23 protein-coding genes are annotated in these 24144 nt (G+C 43.9%); 16 read left to right on the top strand and 7 right to left on the bottom strand.

What is annotated here, in order from left to right; all coding sequences use genetic code 11:
* The first annotated feature begins 162 nt into the window (after positions 1-162).
* Entirely contained in the window at positions 163-525 is a 363-nt protein-coding gene (gene clpS, locus ACMXYW_RS08910; RefSeq protein ID WP_415900968.1) for an ATP-dependent Clp protease adapter ClpS, read from the top strand.
* Positions 526-537: 12 nt separating this feature from the next.
* On the top strand, positions 538-2796 hold the full coding sequence (gene clpA, locus ACMXYW_RS08905) for an ATP-dependent Clp protease ATP-binding subunit ClpA (RefSeq protein WP_415903762.1): 2259 nt from the start codon (positions 538-540) through the stop codon (positions 2794-2796).
* A gap of 83 nt (positions 2797-2879) precedes the next feature.
* Here clpA and infA read toward each other — a convergent pair whose 3' ends face one another.
* The 5 genes from infA to ACMXYW_RS08880 all read right to left on the bottom strand — a co-directional run bounded on the left by infA (position 2880) and on the right by ACMXYW_RS08880 (position 6538).
* Positions 2880-3098, bottom strand: coding sequence for a translation initiation factor IF-1 (gene infA, locus ACMXYW_RS08900; protein WP_027853708.1), 219 nt, complete (start codon positions 3096-3098; stop codon positions 2880-2882).
* Positions 3099-3226: 128 nt separating this feature from the next.
* A complete protein-coding gene (locus ACMXYW_RS08895; protein ID WP_415903761.1) occupies positions 3227-3943 on the bottom strand; it encodes an arginyltransferase in 717 nt (238 codons plus the stop codon).
* A 12-nt stretch (positions 3944-3955) separates the two neighbouring features.
* Positions 3956-4669, bottom strand: coding sequence for a leucyl/phenylalanyl-tRNA--protein transferase (gene aat / locus ACMXYW_RS08890; protein WP_415903760.1), 714 nt, complete (start codon positions 4667-4669; stop codon positions 3956-3958).
* A 20-nt stretch (positions 4670-4689) separates the two neighbouring features.
* Positions 4690-5646: a thioredoxin-disulfide reductase gene (gene trxB, locus ACMXYW_RS08885; RefSeq protein ID WP_415891580.1), complete on the bottom strand. Its 957-nt coding sequence runs from the start codon at positions 5644-5646 to the stop codon at positions 4690-4692.
* Between the two features lie 61 nt (positions 5647-5707).
* Positions 5708-6538 carry a CZB domain-containing protein gene (locus tag ACMXYW_RS08880; RefSeq protein ID WP_415903759.1) on the bottom strand — a complete coding sequence of 277 codons (831 nt, stop codon included), beginning with the start codon at positions 6536-6538 and terminating at the stop codon, positions 5708-5710.
* A 196-nt stretch (positions 6539-6734) separates the two neighbouring features.
* Here ACMXYW_RS08880 and ACMXYW_RS08875 point away from each other — a divergent pair, with 196 nt between their 5' ends.
* From ACMXYW_RS08875 to ACMXYW_RS08840, 8 genes are all read left to right on the top strand, one after another.
* Complete coding sequence (locus ACMXYW_RS08875; RefSeq protein ID WP_415903758.1) at positions 6735-9407, top strand: DNA translocase FtsK; 2673 nt, start codon at positions 6735-6737, stop codon at positions 9405-9407.
* Positions 9408-9428: 21 nt separating this feature from the next.
* Positions 9429-10085: an outer membrane lipoprotein chaperone LolA gene (gene lolA, locus ACMXYW_RS08870; protein WP_415903757.1), complete on the top strand. Its 657-nt coding sequence runs from the start codon at positions 9429-9431 to the stop codon at positions 10083-10085.
* 49 nt (positions 10086-10134) lie between these two features.
* Positions 10135-11430: a replication-associated recombination protein A gene (locus ACMXYW_RS08865; protein ID WP_415905883.1), complete on the top strand. Its 1296-nt coding sequence runs from the start codon at positions 10135-10137 to the stop codon at positions 11428-11430.
* A 21-nt stretch (positions 11431-11451) separates the two neighbouring features.
* On the top strand, positions 11452-11823 hold the full coding sequence (crcB, locus tag ACMXYW_RS08860; protein ID WP_415884872.1) for a fluoride efflux transporter CrcB: 372 nt from the start codon (positions 11452-11454) through the stop codon (positions 11821-11823).
* A 28-nt stretch (positions 11824-11851) separates the two neighbouring features.
* Complete coding sequence (serS, locus tag ACMXYW_RS08855) at positions 11852-13126, top strand: serine--tRNA ligase (protein ID WP_415903756.1); 1275 nt, start codon at positions 11852-11854, stop codon at positions 13124-13126.
* Positions 13127-13277: 151 nt separating this feature from the next.
* Positions 13278-13775, top strand: a complete 498-nt coding sequence (locus ACMXYW_RS08850) for a DUF2867 domain-containing protein (RefSeq protein ID WP_415903755.1) — start codon at positions 13278-13280, stop codon at positions 13773-13775.
* 62 nt (positions 13776-13837) lie between these two features.
* On the top strand, positions 13838-14374 hold the full coding sequence (locus ACMXYW_RS08845) for a GNAT family N-acetyltransferase (protein ID WP_415903754.1): 537 nt from the start codon (positions 13838-13840) through the stop codon (positions 14372-14374).
* A 190-nt stretch (positions 14375-14564) separates the two neighbouring features.
* Complete coding sequence (locus ACMXYW_RS08840) at positions 14565-16520, top strand: methyl-accepting chemotaxis protein (RefSeq protein ID WP_415903753.1); 1956 nt, start codon at positions 14565-14567, stop codon at positions 16518-16520.
* 72 nt (positions 16521-16592) lie between these two features.
* Here ACMXYW_RS08840 and nhaB read toward each other — a convergent pair whose 3' ends face one another.
* Positions 16593-18098, bottom strand: coding sequence for a sodium/proton antiporter NhaB (nhaB, locus tag ACMXYW_RS08835; RefSeq protein ID WP_415903752.1), 1506 nt, complete (start codon positions 18096-18098; stop codon positions 16593-16595).
* Positions 18099-18354: 256 nt separating this feature from the next.
* Here nhaB and nudC point away from each other — a divergent pair, with 256 nt between their 5' ends.
* Complete coding sequence (gene nudC / locus ACMXYW_RS08830; protein WP_415903751.1) at positions 18355-19122, top strand: NAD(+) diphosphatase; 768 nt, start codon at positions 18355-18357, stop codon at positions 19120-19122.
* Position 19123: 1 nt separating this feature from the next.
* Here nudC and ACMXYW_RS08825 read toward each other — a convergent pair whose 3' ends face one another.
* The gene (locus ACMXYW_RS08825) at positions 19124-19465 is read right to left on the bottom strand and encodes an SCP2 sterol-binding domain-containing protein (protein WP_415903750.1); all 342 of its coding nucleotides are present in this window, start codon (positions 19463-19465) and stop codon (positions 19124-19126) included.
* 89 nt (positions 19466-19554) lie between these two features.
* Between ACMXYW_RS08825 and sohB the strand changes: the two genes are divergently transcribed.
* From sohB to ACMXYW_RS08800, 5 genes are all read left to right on the top strand, one after another.
* The gene (sohB, locus tag ACMXYW_RS08820) at positions 19555-20616 is read left to right on the top strand and encodes a protease SohB (RefSeq protein ID WP_415884498.1); all 1062 of its coding nucleotides are present in this window, start codon (positions 19555-19557) and stop codon (positions 20614-20616) included.
* Positions 20617-20854: 238 nt separating this feature from the next.
* Positions 20855-21514, top strand: coding sequence for a TetR/AcrR family transcriptional regulator (locus ACMXYW_RS08815; protein WP_415900983.1), 660 nt, complete (start codon positions 20855-20857; stop codon positions 21512-21514).
* A 4-nt stretch (positions 21515-21518) separates the two neighbouring features.
* A complete protein-coding gene (locus ACMXYW_RS08810) occupies positions 21519-21998 on the top strand; it encodes a L,D-transpeptidase family protein (RefSeq protein ID WP_415901108.1) in 480 nt (159 codons plus the stop codon).
* 5 nt (positions 21999-22003) lie between these two features.
* Positions 22004-23011, top strand: coding sequence for a beta-N-acetylhexosaminidase (gene nagZ, locus ACMXYW_RS08805; RefSeq protein WP_415903749.1), 1008 nt, complete (start codon positions 22004-22006; stop codon positions 23009-23011).
* On the top strand, positions 23008-24111 hold the full coding sequence (locus ACMXYW_RS08800; RefSeq protein ID WP_415903748.1) for a mechanosensitive ion channel family protein: 1104 nt from the start codon (positions 23008-23010) through the stop codon (positions 24109-24111). Before nagZ ends, ACMXYW_RS08800 begins: the two co-directional genes overlap by 4 nt.
* The last annotated feature ends 33 nt before the right edge of the window (positions 24112-24144 follow it).

Below are 24144 nucleotides of genomic sequence, written 5' to 3'. Positions count from 1 at the left end.
GCTGCTAGAATAGTGGCTAAAGGTTGTCCCCTAAAAGTTGCAGGTACTACTGGGGCCGTGCCTATCCTGCTATTCTGATTATAGCACCACACACAGAATATGTGACAAGTGTACAATCACTGTTCAATAGTAAATATTAGCGTAAATTTAGAAGATTGTTAGATGTCTATTGATTTTGAACAAAAAGTAATTCGAATGTCTAATGAAGATGAACATGAAGATTTTGATCATGATCACGGATTAGCCACGGAAGAAGCAAAGCCGCAACTTAAGAAACCATCGATGTATCGTGTGGTTTTAATGAATGACGACTACACTCCAATGGATTTCGTCGTGGCTGTGCTCATGATGTTTTTTAATATGGACCAAGAAAAAGCTACACAAGTTATGTTATCGGTCCATACTCAAGGGAAAGGAGTATGTGGAATTTTTACCCGTGATGTAGCTGATACGAAAGCAGCTATAGTTAATCAATATGCGAGAGATAATAATCACCCTCTGCTATGTGAAGTCGAGAAAGTCTGAAGAGGAACCGTTATGTTAAACCGAGAACTCGAAGACACGCTCAGTGCAGCTTTCCAGGCCGCAAAGGAAAAGCGACATGAATTTATAACTGTCGAACATTTGTTGCTGGCGTTGTTGGATAATTATGAGGCGCATGAAGTTCTTGCAGCCTGTGGTGCTAACTTTGAAGGTATAAGGCAGAACCTTTCTTCATTCATCGAAGAAACCACGCCTTTACTATCAGAAACATTACCTGATTTGGAAACGCAGCCTACACTCGGATTTCAGCGAGTACTTCAGCGTGCGGTGTTCCATGTTCAGTCATCTGGTAAGAATGAAGTTACCGGAGCCAACGTACTCGTAGCGATTTTCAGTGAACAGGAGAGTCAGGCTGTTTATATTCTACAGCAGCATGGCATTGAGCGAATCGATACGGTCAATTACATCTCGCATGGCATTTCTAAAATGTCAGAGCACGATCACGAGCATTCTGATTCTTCGGTTGAAAGTGAAGCCGCTGGCGAAGAGAAGGATGATAGCCCGCTCGCTAAATATGCGATCAATCTAAATGCAGAAGCTGAAAGTGGCCGAATCGACCCGCTTGTAGGGCGTGATTCCGAAGTAGAGCGTGTCGTTCAGATTTTATCTCGCCGCCGTAAGAACAATCCTCTACTTGTTGGTGAGGCGGGTGTTGGTAAAACGGCGATTGCCGAAGGTTTAGCGAAGTTGATCGTTGAAGATAAAGTACCTGAAATAATCAAAGAGTCGATCGTATACTCACTTGATCTGGGTGCTTTGCTTGCCGGTACTAAATACCGTGGTGATTTCGAGAAACGCCTGAAAGGTCTCTTAAACGAGATCAAAGGCAAAGATCACGCGATTCTATTTATTGATGAGATTCATACCATTATCGGTGCTGGTGCAGCGTCTGGTGGCTCGATGGATGCATCAAACCTACTTAAACCACTGCTAAGTTCAGGTCAGATCCGTTGTATCGGTTCTACTACTTTCCAAGAATTCCGCGGAATATTTGAGAAAGATCGTGCATTAGCGCGTCGTTTCCAGAAAGTGGACGTCCTTGAACCTAGTATCGAAGATACTTATGCGATTCTTAAAGGCCTTAAAGGTCGCTTTGAGGAACACCATGAACTTGCTTACAGCGATGAAGCACTTCGTGCAGCTGCAGAGCTAGCAGGTCGTTACATCAACGATAAGCACATGCCCGACAAAGCAATCGATGTGATTGATGAAGCTGGGGCTTATCAGCGTCTATTGCCAAAAGAACTGCGTAAAGCAGAGATCGGTACGGAAGATATCGAAGCGATTGTCGCTAAGATTGCCCGTATACCACCTAAAAGTGTTTCTGCCTCTGATAAGAATCAGTTGGCAAAGCTGGATAGCAATCTCAAGATGGTTGTTCTTGGGCAGGATGAAGCGATCGATACGCTATCTTCTGCGATCAAGCTTTCCCGAGCGGGTCTTAAAGAGCCAGATAAGCCTGTGGGTTGCTTCTTGTTCGCTGGTCCAACCGGTGTCGGTAAAACAGAAGTGACTCAGCAGCTTGCACGTATAATGGGTATCGAGCTAGTTCGCTTTGATATGTCTGAGTACATGGAGCGTCATACAGTATCGCGTTTGATTGGTGCACCTCCGGGTTATGTTGGCTATGACCAAGGTGGTTTGCTGACAGAGGCGATTACTAAGTCTCCACATTGTGTACTGTTACTTGATGAGATCGAGAAGGCGCATCCAGAAGTCTTTAATCTGTTACTTCAAGTGATGGATAGCGGTACTTTGACTGACAACAATGGTCGTAAAGCAGATTTCCGTAACGTGATCTTGGTGATGACTACCAATGCCGGTGCGGAAGATATGAGCCGTGCTTCGATTGGTTTTACTAAGCAAAATCATGCTTCTGACGGTATGGCTGCTATACGTAAGATGTTCACGCCGGAGTTCCGAAACCGTCTTGATGGCATTATTCAGTTCAAAGCGCTTACAACTGGCATTATTAAAGGTGTGGTTGATAAGTTCTTTGCTGAGCTTCAAGTTCAGTTAGAAGATAAGCGTGTTGTGCTGCATCTAGATGATGAAGCCCGTACTTGGTTTGCAGAGAAGGGCTACGATGAGCAGATGGGTGCACGCCCAATGAAACGCTTGATTCAAGAGAAGCTGAAGAAGCCGTTAGCCGAGATGATTCTATTTGGCGAACTATCCGAAGAGGGTGGAGAAGTTGCCATTAGCGTCGATGCCGATGGTGAGATCAGTGTAGAAGCGATGACCTGCGCATAAGCGGGTCTCTCAAGAAACAAAAAAGGCAGCCATTAGGCTGCCTTTTTAAATTCTGTCCTGCTAAAGCAGGGAGAAAGCAATGATTAACGCGCGCGATAAACGATACGGCCTTTGCTTAGGTCATATGGAGTTAGTTCTACTTTAACTTTATCGCCAGTCAGGATACGGATGTAATTTTTACGCATCTTACCTGAGATGTGTGCAGTAACAACGTGGCCGTTTTCCAGCTCAACACGGAACATAGTGTTCGGGAGCGTGTCAACCACGGTGCCTTCCATTTCAATGCTATCTTCTTTAGCCATTAATTCTCTACCTTGTTGAGGATCTCCAGAAACTCTGGACCGAATAATTGCGCGGTATTGTGCCTGAAAAAAAAGGCATTATCAAAGACAATTACGGCAACATACGGTTTTGTTTATATATATGCAGGTTATTCGGGTTTTACTAGCGTCCAGTAGCCATCAATGAGGAGCTCAAATGGTTGAAATGCGACTTTGTAGCTCATCTTACGACACTCTTTAACCCAATAGCCCAAATATAAATAATTTAAGCCATTATCTTGGCAATACTGAAGCTGCCATAAGATACAGTAAGTACCTAAGCTACGTTTAGGGAAAGATGGATCATAAAAAGTATAAATGGCAGATAAGCCTTTCTGGAGGCGATCAATTACGCTGACGGCGAGCAGATTAGAATCCCCGTCTCGGAATTCTAGAAATTGCGTATGTTCATCAGCTTCGACTAAGAATGAGTTAAATTGGTCGAGACTTGGTGGGTACATATCACCATCTTGGTGACGTTCATTGATGTAGCGTGAGTAGAGGGTGTAATACTCTTCAGTAAACTGTGCTGGTTTAGCAGTAACAGTTAGGTCTTTGTTTTTGTTGATTATTCGTTTTTGGCTTTTCTTAAGCTGGAAAATCGCCAAAGGAATTCTAACGGAGATGCATGCATTGCAGCCTTCACAGTGAGGGCGATAGATATGCTTACCACTACGACGGAAGCCCAAGTCGGAGAGCTGACCGTAGGTGTACTGGTCTATTTCAGCATGCGGGTCTACAAACAGAGTTTTAGCTGTTTTGTTTTCTAAATAGCTGCAATCGTGTTCTGGTGTGGCATAAAAGTGCAAAGTCCTAAGGTTCGTCACACTTAACTCCAATTAATCGCCATGTGTTTCAAACTGCCAGCTATGATCGAGGGGTTGATCAAGGTATTTATCCAAATAGCTTTGAAATGACTCTCTCGGTATCTCATAAGCGCCTAATGAGAACAGGTGCTCATTACTTACTTGGCAGTCAATTAAAGCATAGCCCCACTTTTCCAGCTGTTCGACCATTTTTATCAACGCGATTTTAGAGGCATCGCGTTTACGGCTAAACATCGATTCACCAAAGAACAGTTTCCCGATTGCTAAACCATACAGACCGCCGACCAGCTCTCCCTCCATGTAAACCTCTACAGAGTGGGCAACGCCCAGTTTATGTAGGTGGTTATAGGCATTTTGTATATCACGGGTGATCCAAGTTCCATCTTCACCTTTGCGTGGTTCTGCGCAAGCCGCTATCACAGCAGCAAAGTTTTTATCAAACTCGACCCTGTAGTCATCTTTTTTGAGGCGTTTACGCATACTGCGCGAAACATGCAGTTCTTGTGGGGTAATGACACAGCGCGGACTCGGGCTCCACCATAGAATCGGCTCGCCAGGGCTATACCAAGGGAAAATGCCCATTCGATAAGCAGAAACTAAGCGTTCAGGCGTTAAATCACCACCTGCCGCTAATAATCCATTAGGATCTTCTAAAGCTTGATCGATCGGGGGAAATGGATCTGTTGAATCTTGTAACCAAGGAAGCATAAAAAAAGAAGCTACCATGAAGGCAGCTTCGGTCTCACTTATTTTTCTAGATCGTCTAGGTAGCGCTCTGCATCAAGCGCAGCCATGCAGCCGAAACCAGCTGATGTGATAGCCTGACGGTAGATGTGGTCGCATACGTCACCTGCAGCATAAACACCTTCTACAGATGTTTGAGTTGCGTTACCTTCAAGACCTGACTGAATCTTCAAGTAGCCATCTTTCATTTCTAGCTGGCCTTCGAAGATATCTGTGTTTGGTTTGTGGCCGATTGCGATAAACACGCCTGCAACATCTAGGTTCTGTTCAGCGCCATCTGTTGTGCTCTTAAGGCGAAGGCCTGTAACACCAGAATCATCACCTACAACTTCTTCAAGTGTATGGTTCCAGATGATGTTGATGTTGCCGTTTTCAGCACGATCAAGGATCTTGTCTTGTAGGATCTTTTCAGAGCGCAAAGAATCACGGCGGTGGATCAGTGTTACTTCTTCAGCAATGTTTGATAGATATAGTGCTTCTTCAACGGCAGTGTTGCCGCCACCTACAACAGCCACTTTCTGGCCGCGGTAGAAGAAACCGTCACATGTTGCACAAGCCGATACACCTTTGCCTGCAAATGCTTCTTCAGAAGGTAGGCCTAGGTATTGAGCAGAAGCGCCTGTAGAGATGATTAGCGCATCACAGGTGTACTCGCCCATATCGCCTTTTAGACGGAAAGGGCGGTTTTGAAGGTCAGTTTCGTTGATATGATCAAAGATTACTTGAGTATCGAAACGCTCAGCGTGCTGTTGCATACGCTGCATTAATTCAGGACCCTGAACACCATCAACGTCACCAGGCCAGTTGTCCACATCGGTTGTAGTTGTTAGCTGGCCGCCAGCCTGCATACCGGTAATAACAACTGGGTTTAAGTTTGCACGTGCTGCGTAAACGGCTGCTGTGTAGCCCGCAGGGCCGCTTCCAAGAATAATTAACTGGTGATGTTGTACGTCGCTCATAGTAAAAAAATGAATCCGTTAAAAAGTTATGAGTGTATTAATGGGGTGCACTAAGAAAATATCAACCCGCCATGCTGAGTTTTGCACTGGCGTGTTCATAGAATTGTTCTAATGACAGCATCATAAAGCTTTCACCAGAAGGATCTCTTACATAACCTTCGATAGGTGTGCTTTGATCGATCTTTTTTAGATTGTCCATGGCTACCGGAGAGTAGTCGATAATATCACCGATATTATCCAATACCATAGAGAACCAAGGCGTTCGGCCATCTTTGGTGAGATGTAAAACGATAGGGTGGATGCTGTTTTTGAGGTATTCCTGAATATGTTCGAGAGTACGTAGGAGCTTTTTCAGAGAGGTCTGGCGCTCGATGCGTAGCATTTCAACTGCTTCTTCTTGCTTGCCAGCAGATGACATATCTAAAAGCTTATCACCCAAAGAGTGGATATCTTTGTGAGGCTGTTCAATTTTATCGAGCAATGCTCTTAGACCATCATCTTCAGTTTTATAGCTATAAAACCATTGGCCAAATGCACAGGCATGAGGGTCGCGTGCTTTTGTAAATGGCTCGCTGGAGCGAATCGAATGCTCTAAGGCGTCCATCCAGTCGATATGAGCTTGCTGGTAGACTTTGATTTCAGCGATAAGCTCAAAAATCGTGTCTCTTTCTTTGCTGTGAGCAAGTGAAGTTGCGCATTCAAAGACTTGAACGAGTGTATTACGGAAATCTAAGTAGCCGATAAATCCGTCAATGTGCTCAGTGGCATACTTAATTTCACCGAAGCTATCTGAAAACGAAAGAATGTTGCTGACATCGATACCATACATACTAGAACCAATTGGGAAGGTTAAAGCACGGCGGTTATCTGTATGCAAATTGGTCAGAGACATAGGGTGCATCCATTGAAATAATTCAGATACAAAAGCTTAGTATAAATTCAGTGCAGATATATTACAGATAAGAGTAAAGAAAACCTGCATCTTGTAACTATGAATTATAAACCAATGCGCTTCAACCGTTAGTCGCGGATTAAATTATGTTATTGTAGTCATTGGTTTTTTAATACTGATCTATGGAGCTTCACCCTTGAGCGCGACCGACAACGGACAACGTTTAAGTTTTCCCGAATTACTTGTAAGAATCAGCCGTGAATCGAGTTTAATCGTTGTTGTTACGGTCAGCCTGTTTTTGATTGTGGCTTTATTTGGATTTAACCCAAAGGATTCAGGATGGTCACACCTTGGCTATCAGCCAGAAATTAGCAATTTAGCGGGGCCAGTAGGTGCTTGGATAGCAGACCTTCTTATTTCGGGCTTGGGGCTAGCTGCGTTTTTTATACCTATTCTAATTTTGTATCAAACCGGACGTTTTCTGTTTAGAAAGCATAGCGGTGCTTTGGATGTTATCCCTTTCTTTATGCTGCGTTTAACAGGCGCGTTGCTGTTTTTAACGGCTTTTAGTGCGTTGAGTGCAATTCACATCTCTAACACTGGTTTAGATTATCCTTTCACTGCAGGTGGTATCTTAGGTGAAGCAGTTTCTGACTTAGCTGTCTCTCTATTGAGTGTCTTAGGCAGCTCTTTAGTGTTATTTGCACTACTTTTGTTTGGATTGACCCTATTGTTAGAAATGGGTTGGGGTACAGTGCTGGAGCGAGTAGGGCAGAAGGTTGTTAAATCGACTGAGTCTGTTTTACCGCAACAAGAAGAAACAGAAGCTTCTCTAGATCTATCTGATGATGAGCTTTCTAAAGCCGAAGCGGCTCTGCAAAGGGGCTACATAAAAGATCAATTCGAAGAACAAGCGCCTCCATTAGTTAATGACCGTATTGAGCCAAGTTTCTCAGATAGTGCTAAACCAGCCACGATCGAAGAGAAATTTGCTTCTCGATTTAGTGCAACAGGTGTAACTGATACTGCTGAAAATACGGAACCAGCCGCTGAGGAAGTTCCTTTAGTCAGACCACAGCATACTCGCCAGGAATCTAAAGTTGAGCAGCCGTTTGAAGAACAGATTGATACTGAAACGGGTGAAATTCTGACAGCGTCTGAACCAGTGCAAGTGGAACCTTTACAACAAGTGGCGCAAGAGCCTGAAGTTGTGCGTCCTATGTCAACACCTGCTCCAGTTGCAGCTCCAGCAATTCCAGAAGACACGAAACCACAGGTTAAAATCGTACCGCTGTCTGAAACGCATAAACCAATGCAAGATAAAGAGCTTGGTTTGGACGAAGCCGGTGCTCCAAAACGTAAACCTGCACGCAAGATTCCGCCGTTAGAGCTTTTAGATCCACCAGAGCTGAACACAGATACGGGTTACTCGCCAGATGAGTTAGAGCAGATGTCTCGCTTGCTAGAAAGCAAGCTAAAAGACTTTGGCGTGATTGCGGAAGTTGTTGAGGTAAACCCAGGCCCGGTAATCACTCGATTCGAGATACAACCAGCACCGGGTGTTAAAGCCAGCAAAATTACAAACCTAGCTAAAGACCTTGCCCGGTCGATGGCGGTGACCAGCGTACGTGTGGTTGAGGTTATTGCGGGTAAGTCTGTTGTCGGTATTGAGATACCAAATGAATCTCGTCTAACCGTACATCTTAGCGAAGTACTGAGTTCTAAACCTTATCTCTCTGCCGGTTCTAAAGTAACCATTGGTTTAGGTAATGATATCGCGGGTAATCCTGTAGTAGCAAACCTTGCCAAAATGCCTCACTTGCTGGTGGCGGGTACTACAGGTTCAGGTAAATCCGTCGGTGTAAATGCAATGCTTCTATCGTTGCTATTCAAAGCAACACCAGAAGAGGTTCGCCTAATCTTGGTTGATCCGAAGATGTTGGAACTTTCAATATATGAAGGTATTCCGCATCTATTAACGCCAGTTATTACTGACATGAAAGATGCTGCATCGGGTCTGCGTTGGTGTGTAGGCGAGATGGAGCGACGCTACCGTCTTATGGCTAAGATGGGTGTACGTAACTTGGCAGGCTTTAACGACAAGATTGAAGAAGCGCGTAAGAAAGGCGAACCGCTCCTCGATCCACTGTGGAATGCAGAGGAGCATGGTGAGCCATTTGGAACACCGGCACCTGAGCTCGAACCACTACCTTACATCGTTGTTGTGATCGACGAATTTGCCGACATGATGATGATCGTGGGTAAAAAGGTAGAAGAGCTAATCGCGCGTATCGCACAGAAAGCCCGTGCTGCAGGTATTCACTTAATCCTTGCAACACAACGTCCATCGGTTGATGTAATTACCGGTTTGATTAAGGCAAATATTCCAACGCGTATCGCCTTCCAGGTTTCTTCACGAATCGATTCTAGAACGATCTTGGATCAGTCCGGCGCAGAGCACTTGTTAGGTTGGGGTGACATGCTTTATCTACCTGCTGGTACCAGCTTGCCAAACCGTGTTCACGGTGCATTTGTAAGCGATGATGAAGTGCACCGTGTTGTAGAGGCGTGGAAGAAGCTAGGTCAGCCAGATTATATTACTGAAATTACGGAAGGTGATGCTGTTTCAGACGGCGGAGGTTCAGGTTCTTTGTTCGATGATGAGCAAGACCCTCTATATGATGAAGCGGTCGCATTTGTATTGGAAACCCGTAAAGCTTCAATTTCCAGCGTACAGCGTAAATTGAAAATTGGTTATAACCGCGCCGCTCGAATGGTCGAGGCGATGGAAGCCGCTGGTGTTGTGAGTTCTGCGGGCAGTAATGGGCAACGTGAAGTATTAGCCCCATCTCCGAACGGTGAGATGTAATATCACCTTAAAGGTTTGAGTATGAGATTAACGAGTTACATTAAGAAATTTGCTATTCATACCGCATCAGCCTGCTTAATCGCAGGGAGTAGCGTTGCCATGGCTGCAACCGATGGTGCCAACAAGCTGAATGAGCTACTACAAGGCTACAACAGCTTTTCAGCCAAGTTTGAACAAGTTACCTTGGCTGAAAATGGCCGTGAAGCACAGAAAACAGAAGGCAGTCTTCTTTTAGCGAAGCCGAATCGTTTTCGCTGGGAAACTCAGCAACCTTTCCCGCAAGAGATTGTATCTGACGGCGAGTACATTTGGATATACGATCCTGATTTAGAGCAAGCGACAAAAAGAGCTGCAGATACACAGCAAGACAGCGCACCGGCTTTGATTCTAAATGGCCAAATTGGTGAACTACAGAAAACTTACGCAGTTCGATTAGTTGAAGATACTGGAAGCGAGCAGATCTTCGATCTTAAACCGAAATCTGATCAATACAGCTTCAGCCGCATTCGTTTAGCGTTTGCAGGCAATGTTATTTCTGAACTGATGTTGGAAGATTCTCTGGGACAGCGCACATCTGTTGTATTTGCAGAGCAGACACTTAACCCAGAAGTGACTAATCAAAGCTTTTATTTTCGTGTTCCCGAAGGAACAGACGTTATTGTAGATATTGAGGAATAGAGTGGATCTATTTTCCCATGCGCCTGCATACGAGCCTTTAGCGGCTCGTATGCGTCCAAGAACACTGACCGAATATATTGGTCAGTCCCATCTATTAGGGCCAGACAAACCACTGCGTACCACACTCGAACAGGGTGTTGCTCATTCTATGGTGTTCTGGGGGCCGCCAGGTGTTGGGAAAACAACGCTCGCAAAATTGATTGCTCACCATGTTGATGCGCACTTTATTACCCTTTCTGCTGTTTTATCGGGCGTAAAAGATATTCGTATCGCGGTAGAACAAGCTAAACAGCATTCGATGCAAAGTGGACGTAAAACAATCCTCTTTGTGGATGAGGTTCACCGCTTTAACAAATCCCAGCAGGATGCCTTTCTTCCTTATGTGGAGGACGGCACCATCATCTTTGTGGGTGCGACCACGGAAAACCCTTCTTTTGAGTTGAACAACGCCTTACTTTCGCGTGCGAGGGTATACACCTTAAAGTCACTTCAAGATAGCGAGATTCTAAAGGTACTTCACCGCGCAATTCACGACAGCGAAAAAGGGCTGGGTAATCGAAACTTCCAGATTACCGACGATATGTTAGCGCGTTTAGCGCAAGCTGCGGACGGTGATGCTAGACGTTCCCTAAATCTGTTAGAGATCGCGACAGATCTAGCCGAAACACAAGAAGATGGAACTGAACTGATTAATGAAGAGGTTCTTGCTGAGGTACTGCGATCAACGGGGCGTCGTTACGATAAGCAGGGTGATATCTTTTACGATCAGATATCTGCGTTTCATAAATCAGTTCGAGGCTCATCGCCCGATGGTGCTTTGTATTGGTATTGCCGAATGCTGGATGGTGGTTGCGACCCGTTATATATCGCAAGACGGCTAGTGGCGATTGCCTCCGAAGATATTGGCAATGCAGATCCACGCGCTATGCAAGTTGCCTTATCAGCATGGGACGCGTTTGATCGTGTAGGGCCTGCAGAAGGTGAAAGGGCAATAGCGCAAGCAGCTATCTACTGTGCTTCTGCACCCAAGAGTAATGCCGTTTATCAGGCTTTCAATCAATGTATGGCTGATGTAAAAGCACAGCAAGACTATGAAGTGCCGGTTCATCTTCGAAATGCGCCAACCAGCTTGATGAAAGAGATGGGTTACGGCGATGAATACCGCTACGCGCACAATGAACCCGATTCCTATGCGGCTGGAGAATCTTATTTACCGCCAGAAATTGCAGATCAGCAATGGTATCATCCTCAAGAAAGAGGCTTAGAGCTGAAAATTGGTGAAAAATTACGTCACCTCAAACAGCTCGATCAACAAAGCCCACTCAAACGCTATTCAGACGAATAACCGCAGGGAAAGGATTAAGGGATGTTAAATCTCATCGCAATTGCCATTGGTGGTGCAACGGGCGCATTAGGTCGTTATTGGGTAAGTAGCTTACTGAATAATGCTGAGCATCGTATCCCTTACGGCACCCTAACTTGTAATGTGGTTGGCTCTTTTTTGATGGGCGTGTTATTCGTTCTAATTCTAGAAAAATCCAAACTCAGTCCAGAGATGCGACCGCTATTAATGGTTGGTTTCATGGGCGCATTCACAACTTTTTCTACTTTTTCGTTAGAAACTGTCGCAATGCTGCAGCAAGGGCATATGATGTCGGCTGCGATTTATATATTATTAAGCGTTCTACTGTGTTTGGTTGCCATGTATGGCGGCCTTTGGTTTACACGCTTGTTCTAATCTTTATACATAGGTGTTTTAAAAGCTCATGCTCGACGCAAAAATTGTCCGTGCTAACCCGGAAGAAGTAGCACAGCTGCTTAAGAAAAAAGGTTTTGAATTCCCGGTTGATCAGTTTGTTGAGCTGGAAAACCAGCGTAAACAGCTTCAGGTTGAAACTGAGAATCTACAGAGCGAGCGAAACACACGATCGAAAGGCATTGGTAAAGCAAAAGCTGCTGGCGAAGATATCCAGCCATTGCTAGCAGAAGTGGCTGATCTTGGTAATAAACTAGATGCAGCTAAAGCTGAGCTAAACAGCCTACAGGACAACCTAGACGAGTTGCTTTCTGGCGTACCCAACATCCCAAGCGATGAAGTACCAGAAGGTGCTGACGAAGAAGATAACGTAGAAGTACGCCGTTGGGGTACACCACGTGAATTTGACTTCGAACCGCAAGATCACGTTGCGCTTGGCGAAAAGAGCGGCGAACTAGATTTTGAAACGGCCGCTAAACTGACCGGTTCTCGTTTCTCTGTAATGACGGGAAAATTGGCGCGTCTTCACCGTGCGCTTATCCAGTTCATGCTAGATACACAGATTGAAGAACACGGTTACACAGAAGCTTACGTACCGTACATGGTTAACGAAGACAGCCTTCGTGGTACCGGTCAGCTACCTAAGTTTGGTGAAGATCTGTTTAAAGTACCGTTCGGTGATCGTCAGTACTACTTGATTCCTACAGCAGAAGTACCAGTAACAAACATCGTTCGTGACGAGATCGTTGATGCGGCTCAGCTGCCAATGAAGTACACAGCGCACACACCATGTTTCCGTTCTGAAGCAGGTTCATCTGGTCGTGATACACGCGGCATGATCCGTCAGCACCAGTTCGAAAAAGTTGAGATGGTACAGATCGTTGAGCCATCTAAATCTTGGGACGCGCTAGAAGATATGATCAGTCATGCTGAAGCGATCCTACAGAAACTAAACCTACCATACCGTGTGGTAACACTATGCGGTGGTGATTTAGGCTTTAGCTCTGCTAAGACTTACGACATCGAAGTTTGGTTGCCAGGTCAAGATAAGTACCGTGAGATTTCCTCTGTTTCCAACATGACAGACTTCCAAGCGCGTCGCCTAAAAGCACGTTGGAGAAACCCAGAAACAGGTAAACCTGAACTTCTGCACACGCTAAACGGTTCTGGTCTAGCGGTCGGTCGTACACTGCTAGCCGTTATGGAAAACTACCAAACTGCAGACGGCAAGATCCAAATTCCAGAAGCCCTGCAATCATACATGGGTGGGAAAACTGAGATCTAATCTCAGATCGGTTAAGAAAAACACGCTTTTTACAGCGTGTTTTTTTTGGTCCGGATTATGAAAAGAACAGCCCTTTGGGTGATTTAAACAAAGCAAACAGTAATAAATGAATCTGCAAAGTTAGATCTATAAGGAATAAGGGCTAGTCGCAATGATTTCAGAAATCGAATTTCCATCAAAAACGACAATCTACGGTAAGGAAAGCGAAAGCTATTACCGAGACTCCTTTCAAGTTTCTGTTCGTCATAACGGCTTGAATGCTAAGGATGTTTACCATCGCATTTTTGGCTATATGCCTAAGAGTATGCAGTTAGCACTCAAGATAAGAAATGCTGTTGTAAAAATGTTTGGTTTTTCGGCGAGTTCTACTGAAATGTCGCTGAGTTTGAATGAGATTGAGGAGGGTAGAAAAGCGGGCTTTCTCAATATAGAACTCGTCACTGATGGTGAGGTTGTGTGCGGTGCCTACGAGCCTAATATGGATATGTGGTTGTCCGTTATGAAAACCTCTGATCATGAGTTTGCAGTATCAACCTTGGTCAACTTAAAGACTAAATCAGGCAAGATCTATATGGCTATGATCAAACCATTTCATAAGGTGGTCGCTAAGTATTGCATTCATCAGGCGATTAAAGCGGGGCGGTTGTAGTGACTAGTTGCTAGATATTAGTGACTAGACTTAACTCAAATGAGCTTCTAAGGACTGTAGATATGGAATTTTCAGTTTTCAATTACAGTAACTTACAACAAGCCGTAGACCTGTTCGAAGAAGTTTTTACAGCTTCTGCTGGTGAGCATGAAGGGCGGTTGCTAAGACAATTGGTAACCAAGTTGGTGGACGAAACGCCACAAAACGATCTTCTTGGGTTTTGTGCACATGAGCGTGGCTATCTAGTTGGCGCTATATTCTTCAGTCGGTTAAACCTTCCGAATAAAACTCTAGGGTTTATGTTGTCACCTGTGGCTATTGCTAGCAGCTTCAAAGGAAAGGGCATTGGCCAAAAGCTGATCCGATATGGGTTAGATCAGTTAAAAGCAAAAGGCATAGAGCTGGTGGTTACTTATGGCGATCCTGCTTTCTATTCAAAAACTGGATTTAGACAAGTTAGTATTGAGTTAATCGAACCACCTTATCCATTGAGTCAGCCAATGGGATGGCTTGCACAGATGTTTAATGATCGTGATATTGAGCCTTCAAATGGGAAATTAGGCTGTGTTAAGGCCTTTAATAATCCAGATTATTGGTAAGTATTAATAATTCCCTGTTACGTGTATCAGGTTGTAATTAGCCTGTCTTATTCTGGCTTTTACTTCTTGTATTAACTGAACTCACTAAAAATCTCCCTTGCATTAAGGTTTTCTGAACTACACTGATGTTTAAACCATAAACAAAATATACACGAGCCTTAGGGAAGAGCCTCATGAAGCGAGTTGTATTATGTTTCAGAAACTTAAACTAACCGCTCAGATTAGTGCGGGCTTTTCTTCGATCATCATTCTTCTTGCGGTCATTTCGATTGCCTCTTGGGTAGGCGTTAGCAGCGTTTATAACGGCGTAGTCGAGTATCGTGGCCTTGCTCGTGATACTAACTTGGCAGGTCGTTTACAGGCTAATATGCTGATGGTTCGCTTAGGCGTTTTAAAATTTCTAAATGAGCGTAGTGAAGAGTCGATCAAACAATACGATGGTCGATTAGCGAAAGTTGAAACCTTTATGGCTGAAGCCAAGGTTGAGATTCAAAAGCCTGAACGCGCGGAATTAGTTGCTAAATCTGCACAAAATCTAACCAAGTATAAAAACGGTTTTAGCAAAGTAGTTGAGCTGTTTAGAGAGCGAAATAATTTAGTAAAAAACCAGCTTGATCCTTCAGGCCTATCAATGCGTAAGCAGATGACAAGTATTATTAAATCGGCTTATGCAGATAACGATATTACCGCAGCCTTCTATGCCGCTCAGGTCCAAGAGCACCTACTCCTAGGTCGTTTGTATGTAGCTAAGTATCTTATTACCAATGCTACTGCTGATGAGGATAGGGCCAAGCAGGAGCTTCAAGAGAAAATATGGCCTTTTGTTGAAAAGTTGGATGAAAATCTTCAAAACCCAACTCGTAGAGAGTCGTTACGTGTATTCAAACAGCAACACGAGCAGTACATATCTACTTTCACAAAAGTGGTTAATATCATTGAAGAGCGAAATGGCTTAATCAATGGAACCTTAAATAAAATTGGGCCAATCATTGCGAAAGACTTAGAGGATGTAAAACTATCAGTTAAGGAAGACCAAGATGCACTAGGCCCAGAGATACAAGCACTGGCAGAAAATACAGTCTTGATGATTGTTGTGCTTTCATTGTTTTCAATAGTTGTTGGTGGGGTTTTGTCATGGGTTATTGCGAAGGTAATTCGTAAGCCTATTGGTGGTGAACCTGCTGATATCGCAGCTATTACACGAAGCATTTCAGAAGGGGATTTATCTAGAGATTTGGTTGTGTCAAGCGGTGATACAGGGATATATCGATCTGTTACTGAAATGTCACAAATGCTTAAATCGCTTATTGGTAACATTATCAGTACCAGTAAAGACCTTTCCGTTAATGCTGATTCTGCTAGCCAGATATCAGAAGAGACCTCACATATTATTGATCAACAACAAGCTAAAACTTCATCGATTGCTGCAGCAGTTAATGAGATGGCTATGAGTATTCAGGAGGTGGTACGGCATGCGACCGATTCAGCCACGCAATCAAATGAAGGGTTGTCTGAGGTAGAAAGAGGTAAGCAGACCATCAGTAAGACATTGACGGAAATTGGTGATCTAGCGAGTAACCTTGAAACAACAGTAGAGTTTATTAAAACCCTTGAACAAAGTAGTTCTGATATCGAGGTTGTCATTGGGGTTATTCAGAATATCTCTGAACAAACCAACTTACTGGCGCTCAATGCTGCAATTGAGGCGGCGCGAGCTGGTGAACAAGGTAGAGGTTTCGCAGTTGTAGCAGATGAAGTAAGGACGTTAGCACAAAGAACGCAATCTTCTACCACTGAGATTCAAGAGATTATTCAGCGGTTGCAATCCGGTACAGCAGATACTGTAAAAGCAATTGAAACCAGTTACTCGCAGTCACAGCAAACAGTGGCACAGTCAGAGGAAACTGCAGAGGCGCTGGAGCGAATACATAATGCGATCAATGCGATCAGTGAAATGAATATTCAGGTTGCAGGCGCTGTAGAGCAGCAATCAGCAGTTGCAGATGATATCGCTAGAGATCTAGAAAGCATTAGTGCAGGGTTTGAACAAACTGCGGCAGGCGCTAAACAGTCAGCAGGAGCAAATGATCAAGTGAGCGATATTTCTAAACAACTTCAGGCGATGGTGTCTAAGTTCAAAGTGTAAAAGCTCAATCATTACTCAGAAAAACAGAAAGGCCAGCATTCGGATGCTGGCCTTTTACTTTTAGATAGTTGGCTAGAGATACATCTGTAGGGAGGTGTAAGCCACAGCGCTCATCACTATTGTGTAAGGCAGGGCCATAATTACCATTTTTCCATAAGATAGGCGGATAAGCGGTGCTAGCGCAGATGTCAGTAAGAATAAGAAAGCAGCTTGTCCATTAGGAGTTGCGACACTTGGGATATTGGTGCCGGTGTTGATTGCAATGGCTAGCGAATTGAAATGCTCGCGTGTAATTGAGCCGCTATTCAAAGCTGCAACGACTTCATTGATATAAACCGTTGCGACAAACACGTTATCACTTATAGCGGAAAGTACTCCATTGGCGATAAAGAATACGCCCGGTTGTTGTTCTACCGGTAATGCTAAAACTGCTTCGATAATTGGTTGGAATAGGTGGTTTTCATGAATGACTGAAACAATTGAAAAGAATACAACTAAGAGCGCGGTGAAAGGCAGTGCCTCTTCAAATGCTTTCCCTATCTGATGTTCTTCGACAATGCCGTTAAAGGCGGTTAGAAAAATGATTATCGTAAGGCCAATTAAACCGACTTCTGCAACATGAAAAGCTAGTGCAAAGACCAAAAAGCCGGCAACAAGGGCTTGGATGCAGAATGCCGCTTTGTCGCGCAAGGTGCGCTTACCATCCTGTTCAGCCGCAAAATCTAAAAGAATATCCCTAACATTTTTTGGTAAGCGTGCTCCATACCCGCAGATTTTGGTTTTTTCGACTAATGCACAGGTAATTAGCCCGGCAGCTAGCACTGGTAATGTAATGGGTGCCATAAGTAAAAAAAATTCCAAAAAGTTCCAACCGGCTTTTTCAGCTATTAATAGGTTTTGTGGCTCTCCAACCAGCGTACATACTCCCCCAAGCGCTGTACCGACAGCACCGTGCATAAGTAAGCTTCGTAAGAAGGCACGAAATTCTTCGAGATCGGCATGATGGTTCGCATGTACGGCTTCATCATCGGCGTGGTCGTGATCAGGATTGTGATATGCCTTACCCGAAGCGACTTTGTGATAAACCGCATAAAAGCCGACGCCTACACTGATCAACACAGCGGTGACAGTAAGGGCGTCGAGGAAAGCAGATAACAATGCAGAGAAGAAAGAGAACAATAGAGCGAGCAGGGTTTTAGATCTAACCTTAATGAGTATTTTGGTGAACACCCAAAGGAGCATATCCTTCATAAAGTAGATGCCAGCCACCATGAACATAAGTAAAAGGATGACTTCGAGGTTAGCTTCTATTTCATGAGCGACGGAATCGGGGCTGGCGAGGCCAATAATTATGGCTTCAATGGCGAGTAGGCCGCCAGGTTGAAGGGGATAGCATTTTAATGCTAGGGCCAGTGTAAATATAAATTCAAAGATTAGAATCCAGCCTGTAATTACGGGCCCTAAGGTAATCAGAAGGATTGGATTTAGTATCAAAAACCCTAGAATCGCTAGCTTGTACCATACAGGTGAATTGCCTAGGAAGTTTCTAGCAAATGCTTGTGATAATGTGTTGGTCATTACTCTATTTCCTATAATCAGAACAGCTATTGCTGTTATAGGGAAAACCCTTATTTATTAGGGTGGGCATAGACTAACAGTTGGTCTTGTAAATCTAAAGACTAAGATTATTAATAGGCGCGTCTTTAAGTAAAATGGTTCGCAACTTGTGAATGGAGTTGCAAAAACGACTAGTTAATGCCTATATATCTGCTCTAATGCAGCTGTGAGCTTATATATAAATAGGTATTTACAGTGCGAAAAGTGGAGGTAAGTCTTGGGGTTACAGGAAAAAAACTACTTTTTAGCGTCTGGGGAGTCGCTACTTTGTGATCAACAAGAAAGATTTCTTTTCTCAGAGGTAGAGCTGGAATCACTTGATGTGGAGATCAGTTTTGATTTGCCTGAGGTTACTAATGCATCTTATCGTATTGTCATCCTAAAGGATGCGGGTAAATACTTATTTCTAAATAAATTGGATTTGCGTTTAGCCTTGTCGCAGACTGAAAACGAAGATGAGTTTTCTGTTTTATCTGCTGCAGCTCAAGTAGTAACTTGGCATTCCTCGTTTAAATTCTGTCCACGTTGCGCTACTGAACTAATTATGGATGAGGCGGATTTAGCTAAGGTTTGCCCATCTTGTGGTCATCATCAATATCCACGCTTATCGCCTTGCATCATCGTTTTGGTGCGTAACGGTAAAAAATGTCTTTTGGCGCATTCCAGCAAGTTTAAATCTGGTCGTTACAGTACCTTGGCAGGCTTCATCGAGGCGGGGGAATCTGCAGAGCACGCGGTGGAACGTGAGGTGATGGAAGAGGTAGGAATTAAAGTTAAAAACATTAAGTATATTTGCAGCCAATCATGGCCTTTCCCGCACTCATTTATGCTTGGCTTTATGGCTGATTATAGTGAGGGTGAGATAACGCCCGACGGTGAAGAGATTCTAAGCGCCGATTGGTTCAACGTTGATGACCTGCCAACCATTCCACCCAAATTTACTATCTCAAGACAGTTGATCGATAAGTTTATAAAAGATATGTAACTTATTGATCTGTTTGTTTTTCTCGACTAAATAATTTGCCAAGTTTAGTCGCTAACATGATGTTGCCTTCTGCTCTTAACTGACCCGAAAGGAAGGCACTCATACCATCTTTTTCACCGTTGATTACACTCACCATTGTTTCTGCTTCCATGATAAGTGTCACATTTGGATCGTCATGATCACCCGTTAAAACATTGCACTGGCTATCTTTGATTTCGATATAGAAGTTTTGATCGTCTTCTAGTTCGAATTGGAATACGGCTTCTAGGTCAGCAGCGTTTTGAGAAACAAATCGACTCGGTAATTTTTCAACAACTTTGCTTACAGATATCTCTTGGCTCATTACTGCGTTATCTCAAACGGGTGGGTAAAAGGGGGATTTATGATACATTAGCGGTCCTTCTACTTATAGTTTATTTCGGAGTTTTCTCTGTGGTTGAATTTTTCAGTGAATACGGCCTGTTTTTGGCTAAATCGGTAACTATTGTTATTGCCATTATTGCGGTTGTTGCAGGTATTGCTGTTGTTTCTTCTCGTTCACGTAAAGATGGTCATCAAGGTGAGATTGAAGTGACTCATTTTAATGATGAGCTTTTGGATATGAAAGAAGCGCTAGAAGATGCGATTCTTGATAAAGAAACGCTAAAAGCGATGCAGAAAGAAGAGAAGAAGAAAGAAAAAGAAGAGAAAAAAGCGCGTAAGAAAAACCCACCGAAAGAAGATGAACCACGTCGTAAGCGTATCTATGTTTTGGATTTTGACGGTGATGTCAAAGCCAGTGAAGTTGAGCCTTTCCGTCAGGAAGTGTCAGCAGTATTGATGATGGCTGAGCCTCAGGATGAAGTAGTTATTCGTTTAGAAAGTCCTGGCGGCATGGTGCATGAATATGGTCTTGCGTCTTCTCAAATTGAGCGTATTAAGCGTAAAGAGATTCCGCTGACTATCTGCGTAGATAGGGTAGCAGCCAGCGGTGGTTACATGATGGCGTGTTTAGCGGACAAGTTGATTGCAGCGCCATTTGCTATTGTTGGTTCTATCGGTGTGATCGCTCAGTTGCCAAACTTCCATAAGCTGCTAAAGAAAAACGATATCGATTTTGAAGTACTTACAGCGGGCGAATATAAGCGTACTTTGACTGTGTTTGGTGAGAATACAGATAAAGGTCGTGAGAAGTTCAAGGAAGAGTTAGAAGAGACACATGAGCTGTTTAAGAGCTTTGTTCATGAATACCGCGACGTTGTTGATATCGATAAGGTGGCTACAGGTGAAATTTGGTTTGGCAAACAGGCGCTTGATGTCAACTTAGTTGATGAGTTGATGACATCCGATCAGTACTTAATGGATGCGTCAGATGAGAGTGATATTTTCGAAGTTCGTTACGAACAGAAGAAGACGCTACAAGACAAGATCTCTGATATGGCTGCGGATTCTAGCGATAAGGTTTTAACAAAGTGGTGGAGCCGCTTAACGCGCCAAAACATCATTAATCGCTAATCTATTTGGCTGGGGAGGTGATTCCAAATGAACACCTCCTTAGTTTTTATGCTTTCATTTCCTATTCATTTCTCCTTGTTATTCTTCCTTCCTAATTTACCAATTCGTGTAACAAGTAAGCTTGTTTCATAAATTGGTAGTAAACAAAGATTTACACGCAATAATGACTTGATTTATTACGGGTGATTATCGTTATAATTCATCCATCATTTGTTTGAAACGCTGGTTTGGAGTACTGATGCATCACAAGGGAACATCGGCAAGTATTGTGCAGGCTGCTGAAACATTGTTTGCTGAACAGGGGTTTGCTGAAACAACTGTTCGTCAGATAACCAGTCGCGCAGACGTTAACTTAGCAGCTATCAACTACCATTTTGGTTCGAAAAAAGGCTTGATTCAGGCCGTTGCTGAAAAGTTTCTAGAACCCTTGTGCGATGAACTCGGCCTGATGTTGGATCAACGTCTTGCTAATGCGGATGGTCAACAGCCTTCTCTCGAAGAGCTTTTAGAAATGCTGATGCGCGCTTTGCTTTTGGTAAATCGCGACAACGTCAATGCTCTATCTGTATTTATGAGGCTGCTAGAGCTGTCTTATATGAAGAATCAAGAAGAGCTGCGCGATTTCTTGATCGAACGTTATAGTGAGAAAGTTCAGCCTTTCATCAAGCTCCTACGTCAAGATTCTGCACCGATGGAAGATGATGAGTTTTTCTGGAGGCTTCATTTCCTTCTTGGTTCCATTACTTTTACTTTGTCGAACTTCCATACACTCAATGCGATCGAAAAGCGCGAGTTCCAAGGGAGTGCAGAAGTAGAGCAGATCCTACATCGAATGATTCCTGTTTTGTCTGCTGGCCTTCAGGCGCGTGCTGATAAAACTTACTTCTGCCGTTTGTAATCCTATGCTCTGCATTAGGGTATCTATCGCTCGACAAACATTGGAACTGTCGAGCGGCACAAAACTGCTGCAGAGCTATGCCATTTCTACAGCGCTTAATGGTCCGGGCGAACAAAAGAATAGTGGTTGTACGCCAAGAGGCCGTCACTATATTCGCGCTATGATCGGCTCGGACGCTCAAGAAAACGCTGTTTTTGTTGGTCGACGCCAAACTGGCGAAATCTATTCGCAAGAGCTGGCTGATGCTTATCCTAATCGTGATTGGATCTTAACTCGGATCATGTGGCTCTCTGGTCTAGAAATTGGTCGTAACCGCTTGGGTGAAGTTGATACCATGCAGCGCTATGTCTACATACACGGTACGCCAGATACGGAACCTATGGGAGTGGCTAAATCTCATGGATGTATTCGTATGAGAAACAGCGATTTGATTCAGCTATTCTCGAAAGTGTCAGCCGGTACATCTGTTTTAATTGAAGAATAATCTCTATGTCTGAAGTTACTCTGTTTCTAGACCTTGAAGGTACGGAATTAACCGCTGAAGAAAAGGATCTCCTAAAACATCCTTTCATCGGTGGCGTTATTTTATTTGCACGTAATACGGAAAACGCAGAGCAAGTTGAGGCACTTGTGGCTTCTATGCGAGCGATTCGTGAAGAGCTTGTGATTAGTATCGATCAAGAGGGTGGTCGAGTTCAGCGTTTGAAGCAGGGGGTTACAGTGCTGCCTCCGGTCAAAGCAATTTCGAAACGATTCTCAGGGTCTTCAGAGGGCGTTATTGCAGCAAAAGAGCTTGGCTATCTGATGGCGGCGGAGTTGCGTCAGCTTGATGTCGATCTGAGCTTCGCACCGGTTTTGGATGTCGATTACGGGCGTAATACGGTAATCGGCAATCGTGCGTTTGGTGAAGACTATGAAACAGTGACTGAGATCTCTGCTGCATATATAGAGGGTATGCGCTCAGCAGGTATGTCTGCTACTGGGAAGCATTTTCCGGGTCATGGTTGGGCAGATGCAGATACCCATCATGCTGATGCTATAGACGGCCGAACTTTTGACGACTTATGGAAGACTGATATGGTGCCGTTCAGGCAGGCGGTTGATAATAATTTAGAGGCGATGATGTTCGCTCACGTGCTTTATCCTGAGTGTGATTCTTCTCCAGCAGGTTTTTCTTCTTTCTGGTTGTACGAGACCTTAAGAAAGAAAATGGGTTTCGGTGGAATTATCTTTAGTGACGACCTGAGTATGAAAGCTGCCCATAGTGCAGGTGGCTATGCGGAGCGTGCAGATAAGGCGATAGCTTCGGGTTGTCAGGCGTTGCTGTGTTGTAATGAGCGCCAAGGTACATTGGATATCCTTAAGTACTTGGAAGCGTCTGATTTCAAACCTTTGCAAGAGATAGTGTCTCTTAGAGGTAAAGAGTGGGATAGGGATGAGGAGCGTTTAGATGCTGCTCGCGTACTTGCAAATGATTTGCTGGAAGTAGCGTTATGATAGATATATTGAATCAGTTATTAACAGAGCATTTTCCTGACTATAGTGATTCCGCATGGATTATCTTATCCATAGCTGTTTGTGTGATTGCGGTTGTTGCTGATCTTGTTGCGCGCTCAACAATCAGTCAGTTAATGAAGCAAGCGGACAAAACTAAAATCCTTTGGGACGATGTTTTTCTAAATTCATTTAGCCGGCCGGCACTGTTTTTAATCTGGTTGGCAGCAGGTTATTGGTTAATACAGCTATTCGAGCAGAACTTTGCCATTGAAGTGCTCGGTGATGATAACCCGTTACCTAAACTGGTTCCTGTGATTCTATTGGCGTGGTCATGCTTGCGCTTCCTAAAGCGGTTAGAGCAAGTTCTGGTGATGCCAGATCGTATGAAGAAGCCTATGGATCCCACTACGGTTGGGGCCTTGGGTAGGCTTCTACGCTTAATTGTTTCGATCATCATTGTTCTGATCATTATGCAGAGCTATGGCTACAGTATCTCAGGTATTTTGGCGTTTGGTGGTATCGGTGGTATTGCGGTTGGTTTTGCTGCCAAAGATCTTTTGGCTAACTTCTTTGGTGGCTTGATGATTTACCTAGATCGTCCGTTTAAAGTGGGTGACTGGATTCGATCTCCTGATCAGCAGATCGAAGGCACCGTAGAAGATATAGGTTGGCGTCAGACTCGAATTCGTACATTTGATAAGCGCCCGTTATACGTGCCGAATTCTACTTTTACCAACATCTCGGTTGAAAACCCGTCACGAATGACGAATCGTCGTATCTACGAATATATTGGAGTTCGTTACGATGATTCTGCTCAGGTTTTAGAAGTGATCAAAGCGGTTAAATCGATGCTTCGAATGCATCCTGAGATCGATCAGCAACAAACGTTGATTGTTAACTTAGATCGTTTTGGTCCTTCTTCGCTAGATTTCTTTATCTATACCTTCACCAAGACGACTGATTGGATTCGTTTCCATGAGATTAAGCAGGATGTCATGATGCAGATAATGCAGATTGTTGAAGAGAAGGGCGCTGAATTTGCTTTCCCAACTACCACTGTTCACCTAAGTGGTGAATTACCGGAGTTGGTTAAAGAATAAGAAGGTAATTGATATTCATCTATCATAAAAAAA

Source organism: Neptuniibacter sp. QD48_55, from assembly GCF_047778115.1.
GTDB lineage: Bacteria > Pseudomonadota > Gammaproteobacteria > Pseudomonadales > Balneatricaceae > Neptuniibacter.
The sequence above is the reverse complement of the archived record's forward strand: the minus strand, read 5'-3'. Positions and strand labels throughout refer to the sequence as shown.

What these genes read in the sequence shown, in the direction of transcription:
- ACMXYW_RS08865 (WP_415905883.1), top strand. Translation starts at nt 10,135, where the DNA reads ATGCGTCCAAGAACACTGACCGAATATATTGGTCAGTCCCATCTATTA.
- clpA (WP_415903762.1), top strand. Translation starts at nt 538, where the DNA reads ATGTTAAACCGAGAACTCGAAGACACGCTCAGTGCAGCTTTCCAGGCC.
- clpS (WP_415900968.1), top strand. Translation starts at nt 163, where the DNA reads ATGTCTATTGATTTTGAACAAAAAGTAATTCGAATGTCTAATGAAGAT.
- ACMXYW_RS08850 (WP_415903755.1), top strand. Translation starts at nt 13,278, where the DNA reads ATGATTTCAGAAATCGAATTTCCATCAAAAACGACAATCTACGGTAAG.
- trxB (WP_415891580.1), bottom strand. Translation starts at nt 5,646, where the DNA reads ATGAGCGACGTACAACATCACCAGTTAATTATTCTTGGAAGCGGCCCT.
- ACMXYW_RS08840 (WP_415903753.1), top strand. Translation starts at nt 14,565, where the DNA reads ATGTTTCAGAAACTTAAACTAACCGCTCAGATTAGTGCGGGCTTTTCT.
- serS (WP_415903756.1), top strand. Translation starts at nt 11,852, where the DNA reads ATGCTCGACGCAAAAATTGTCCGTGCTAACCCGGAAGAAGTAGCACAG.
- nagZ (WP_415903749.1), top strand. Translation starts at nt 22,004, where the DNA reads ATGTCTGAAGTTACTCTGTTTCTAGACCTTGAAGGTACGGAATTAACC.
- aat (WP_415903760.1), bottom strand. Translation starts at nt 4,669, where the DNA reads ATGGTAGCTTCTTTTTTTATGCTTCCTTGGTTACAAGATTCAACAGAT.
- ACMXYW_RS08810 (WP_415901108.1), top strand. Translation starts at nt 21,519, where the DNA reads ATGCTCTGCATTAGGGTATCTATCGCTCGACAAACATTGGAACTGTCG.
- ACMXYW_RS08815 (WP_415900983.1), top strand. Translation starts at nt 20,855, where the DNA reads ATGCATCACAAGGGAACATCGGCAAGTATTGTGCAGGCTGCTGAAACA.
- infA (WP_027853708.1), bottom strand. Translation starts at nt 3,098, where the DNA reads ATGGCTAAAGAAGATAGCATTGAAATGGAAGGCACCGTGGTTGACACG.
- ACMXYW_RS08845 (WP_415903754.1), top strand. Translation starts at nt 13,838, where the DNA reads ATGGAATTTTCAGTTTTCAATTACAGTAACTTACAACAAGCCGTAGAC.
- ACMXYW_RS08825 (WP_415903750.1), bottom strand. Translation starts at nt 19,465, where the DNA reads ATGAGCCAAGAGATATCTGTAAGCAAAGTTGTTGAAAAATTACCGAGT.
- lolA (WP_415903757.1), top strand. Translation starts at nt 9,429, where the DNA reads ATGAGATTAACGAGTTACATTAAGAAATTTGCTATTCATACCGCATCA.
- nhaB (WP_415903752.1), bottom strand. Translation starts at nt 18,098, where the DNA reads ATGACCAACACATTATCACAAGCATTTGCTAGAAACTTCCTAGGCAAT.
- ACMXYW_RS08800 (WP_415903748.1), top strand. Translation starts at nt 23,008, where the DNA reads ATGATAGATATATTGAATCAGTTATTAACAGAGCATTTTCCTGACTAT.
- ACMXYW_RS08880 (WP_415903759.1), bottom strand. Translation starts at nt 6,538, where the DNA reads ATGTCTCTGACCAATTTGCATACAGATAACCGCCGTGCTTTAACCTTC.
- crcB (WP_415884872.1), top strand. Translation starts at nt 11,452, where the DNA reads ATGTTAAATCTCATCGCAATTGCCATTGGTGGTGCAACGGGCGCATTA.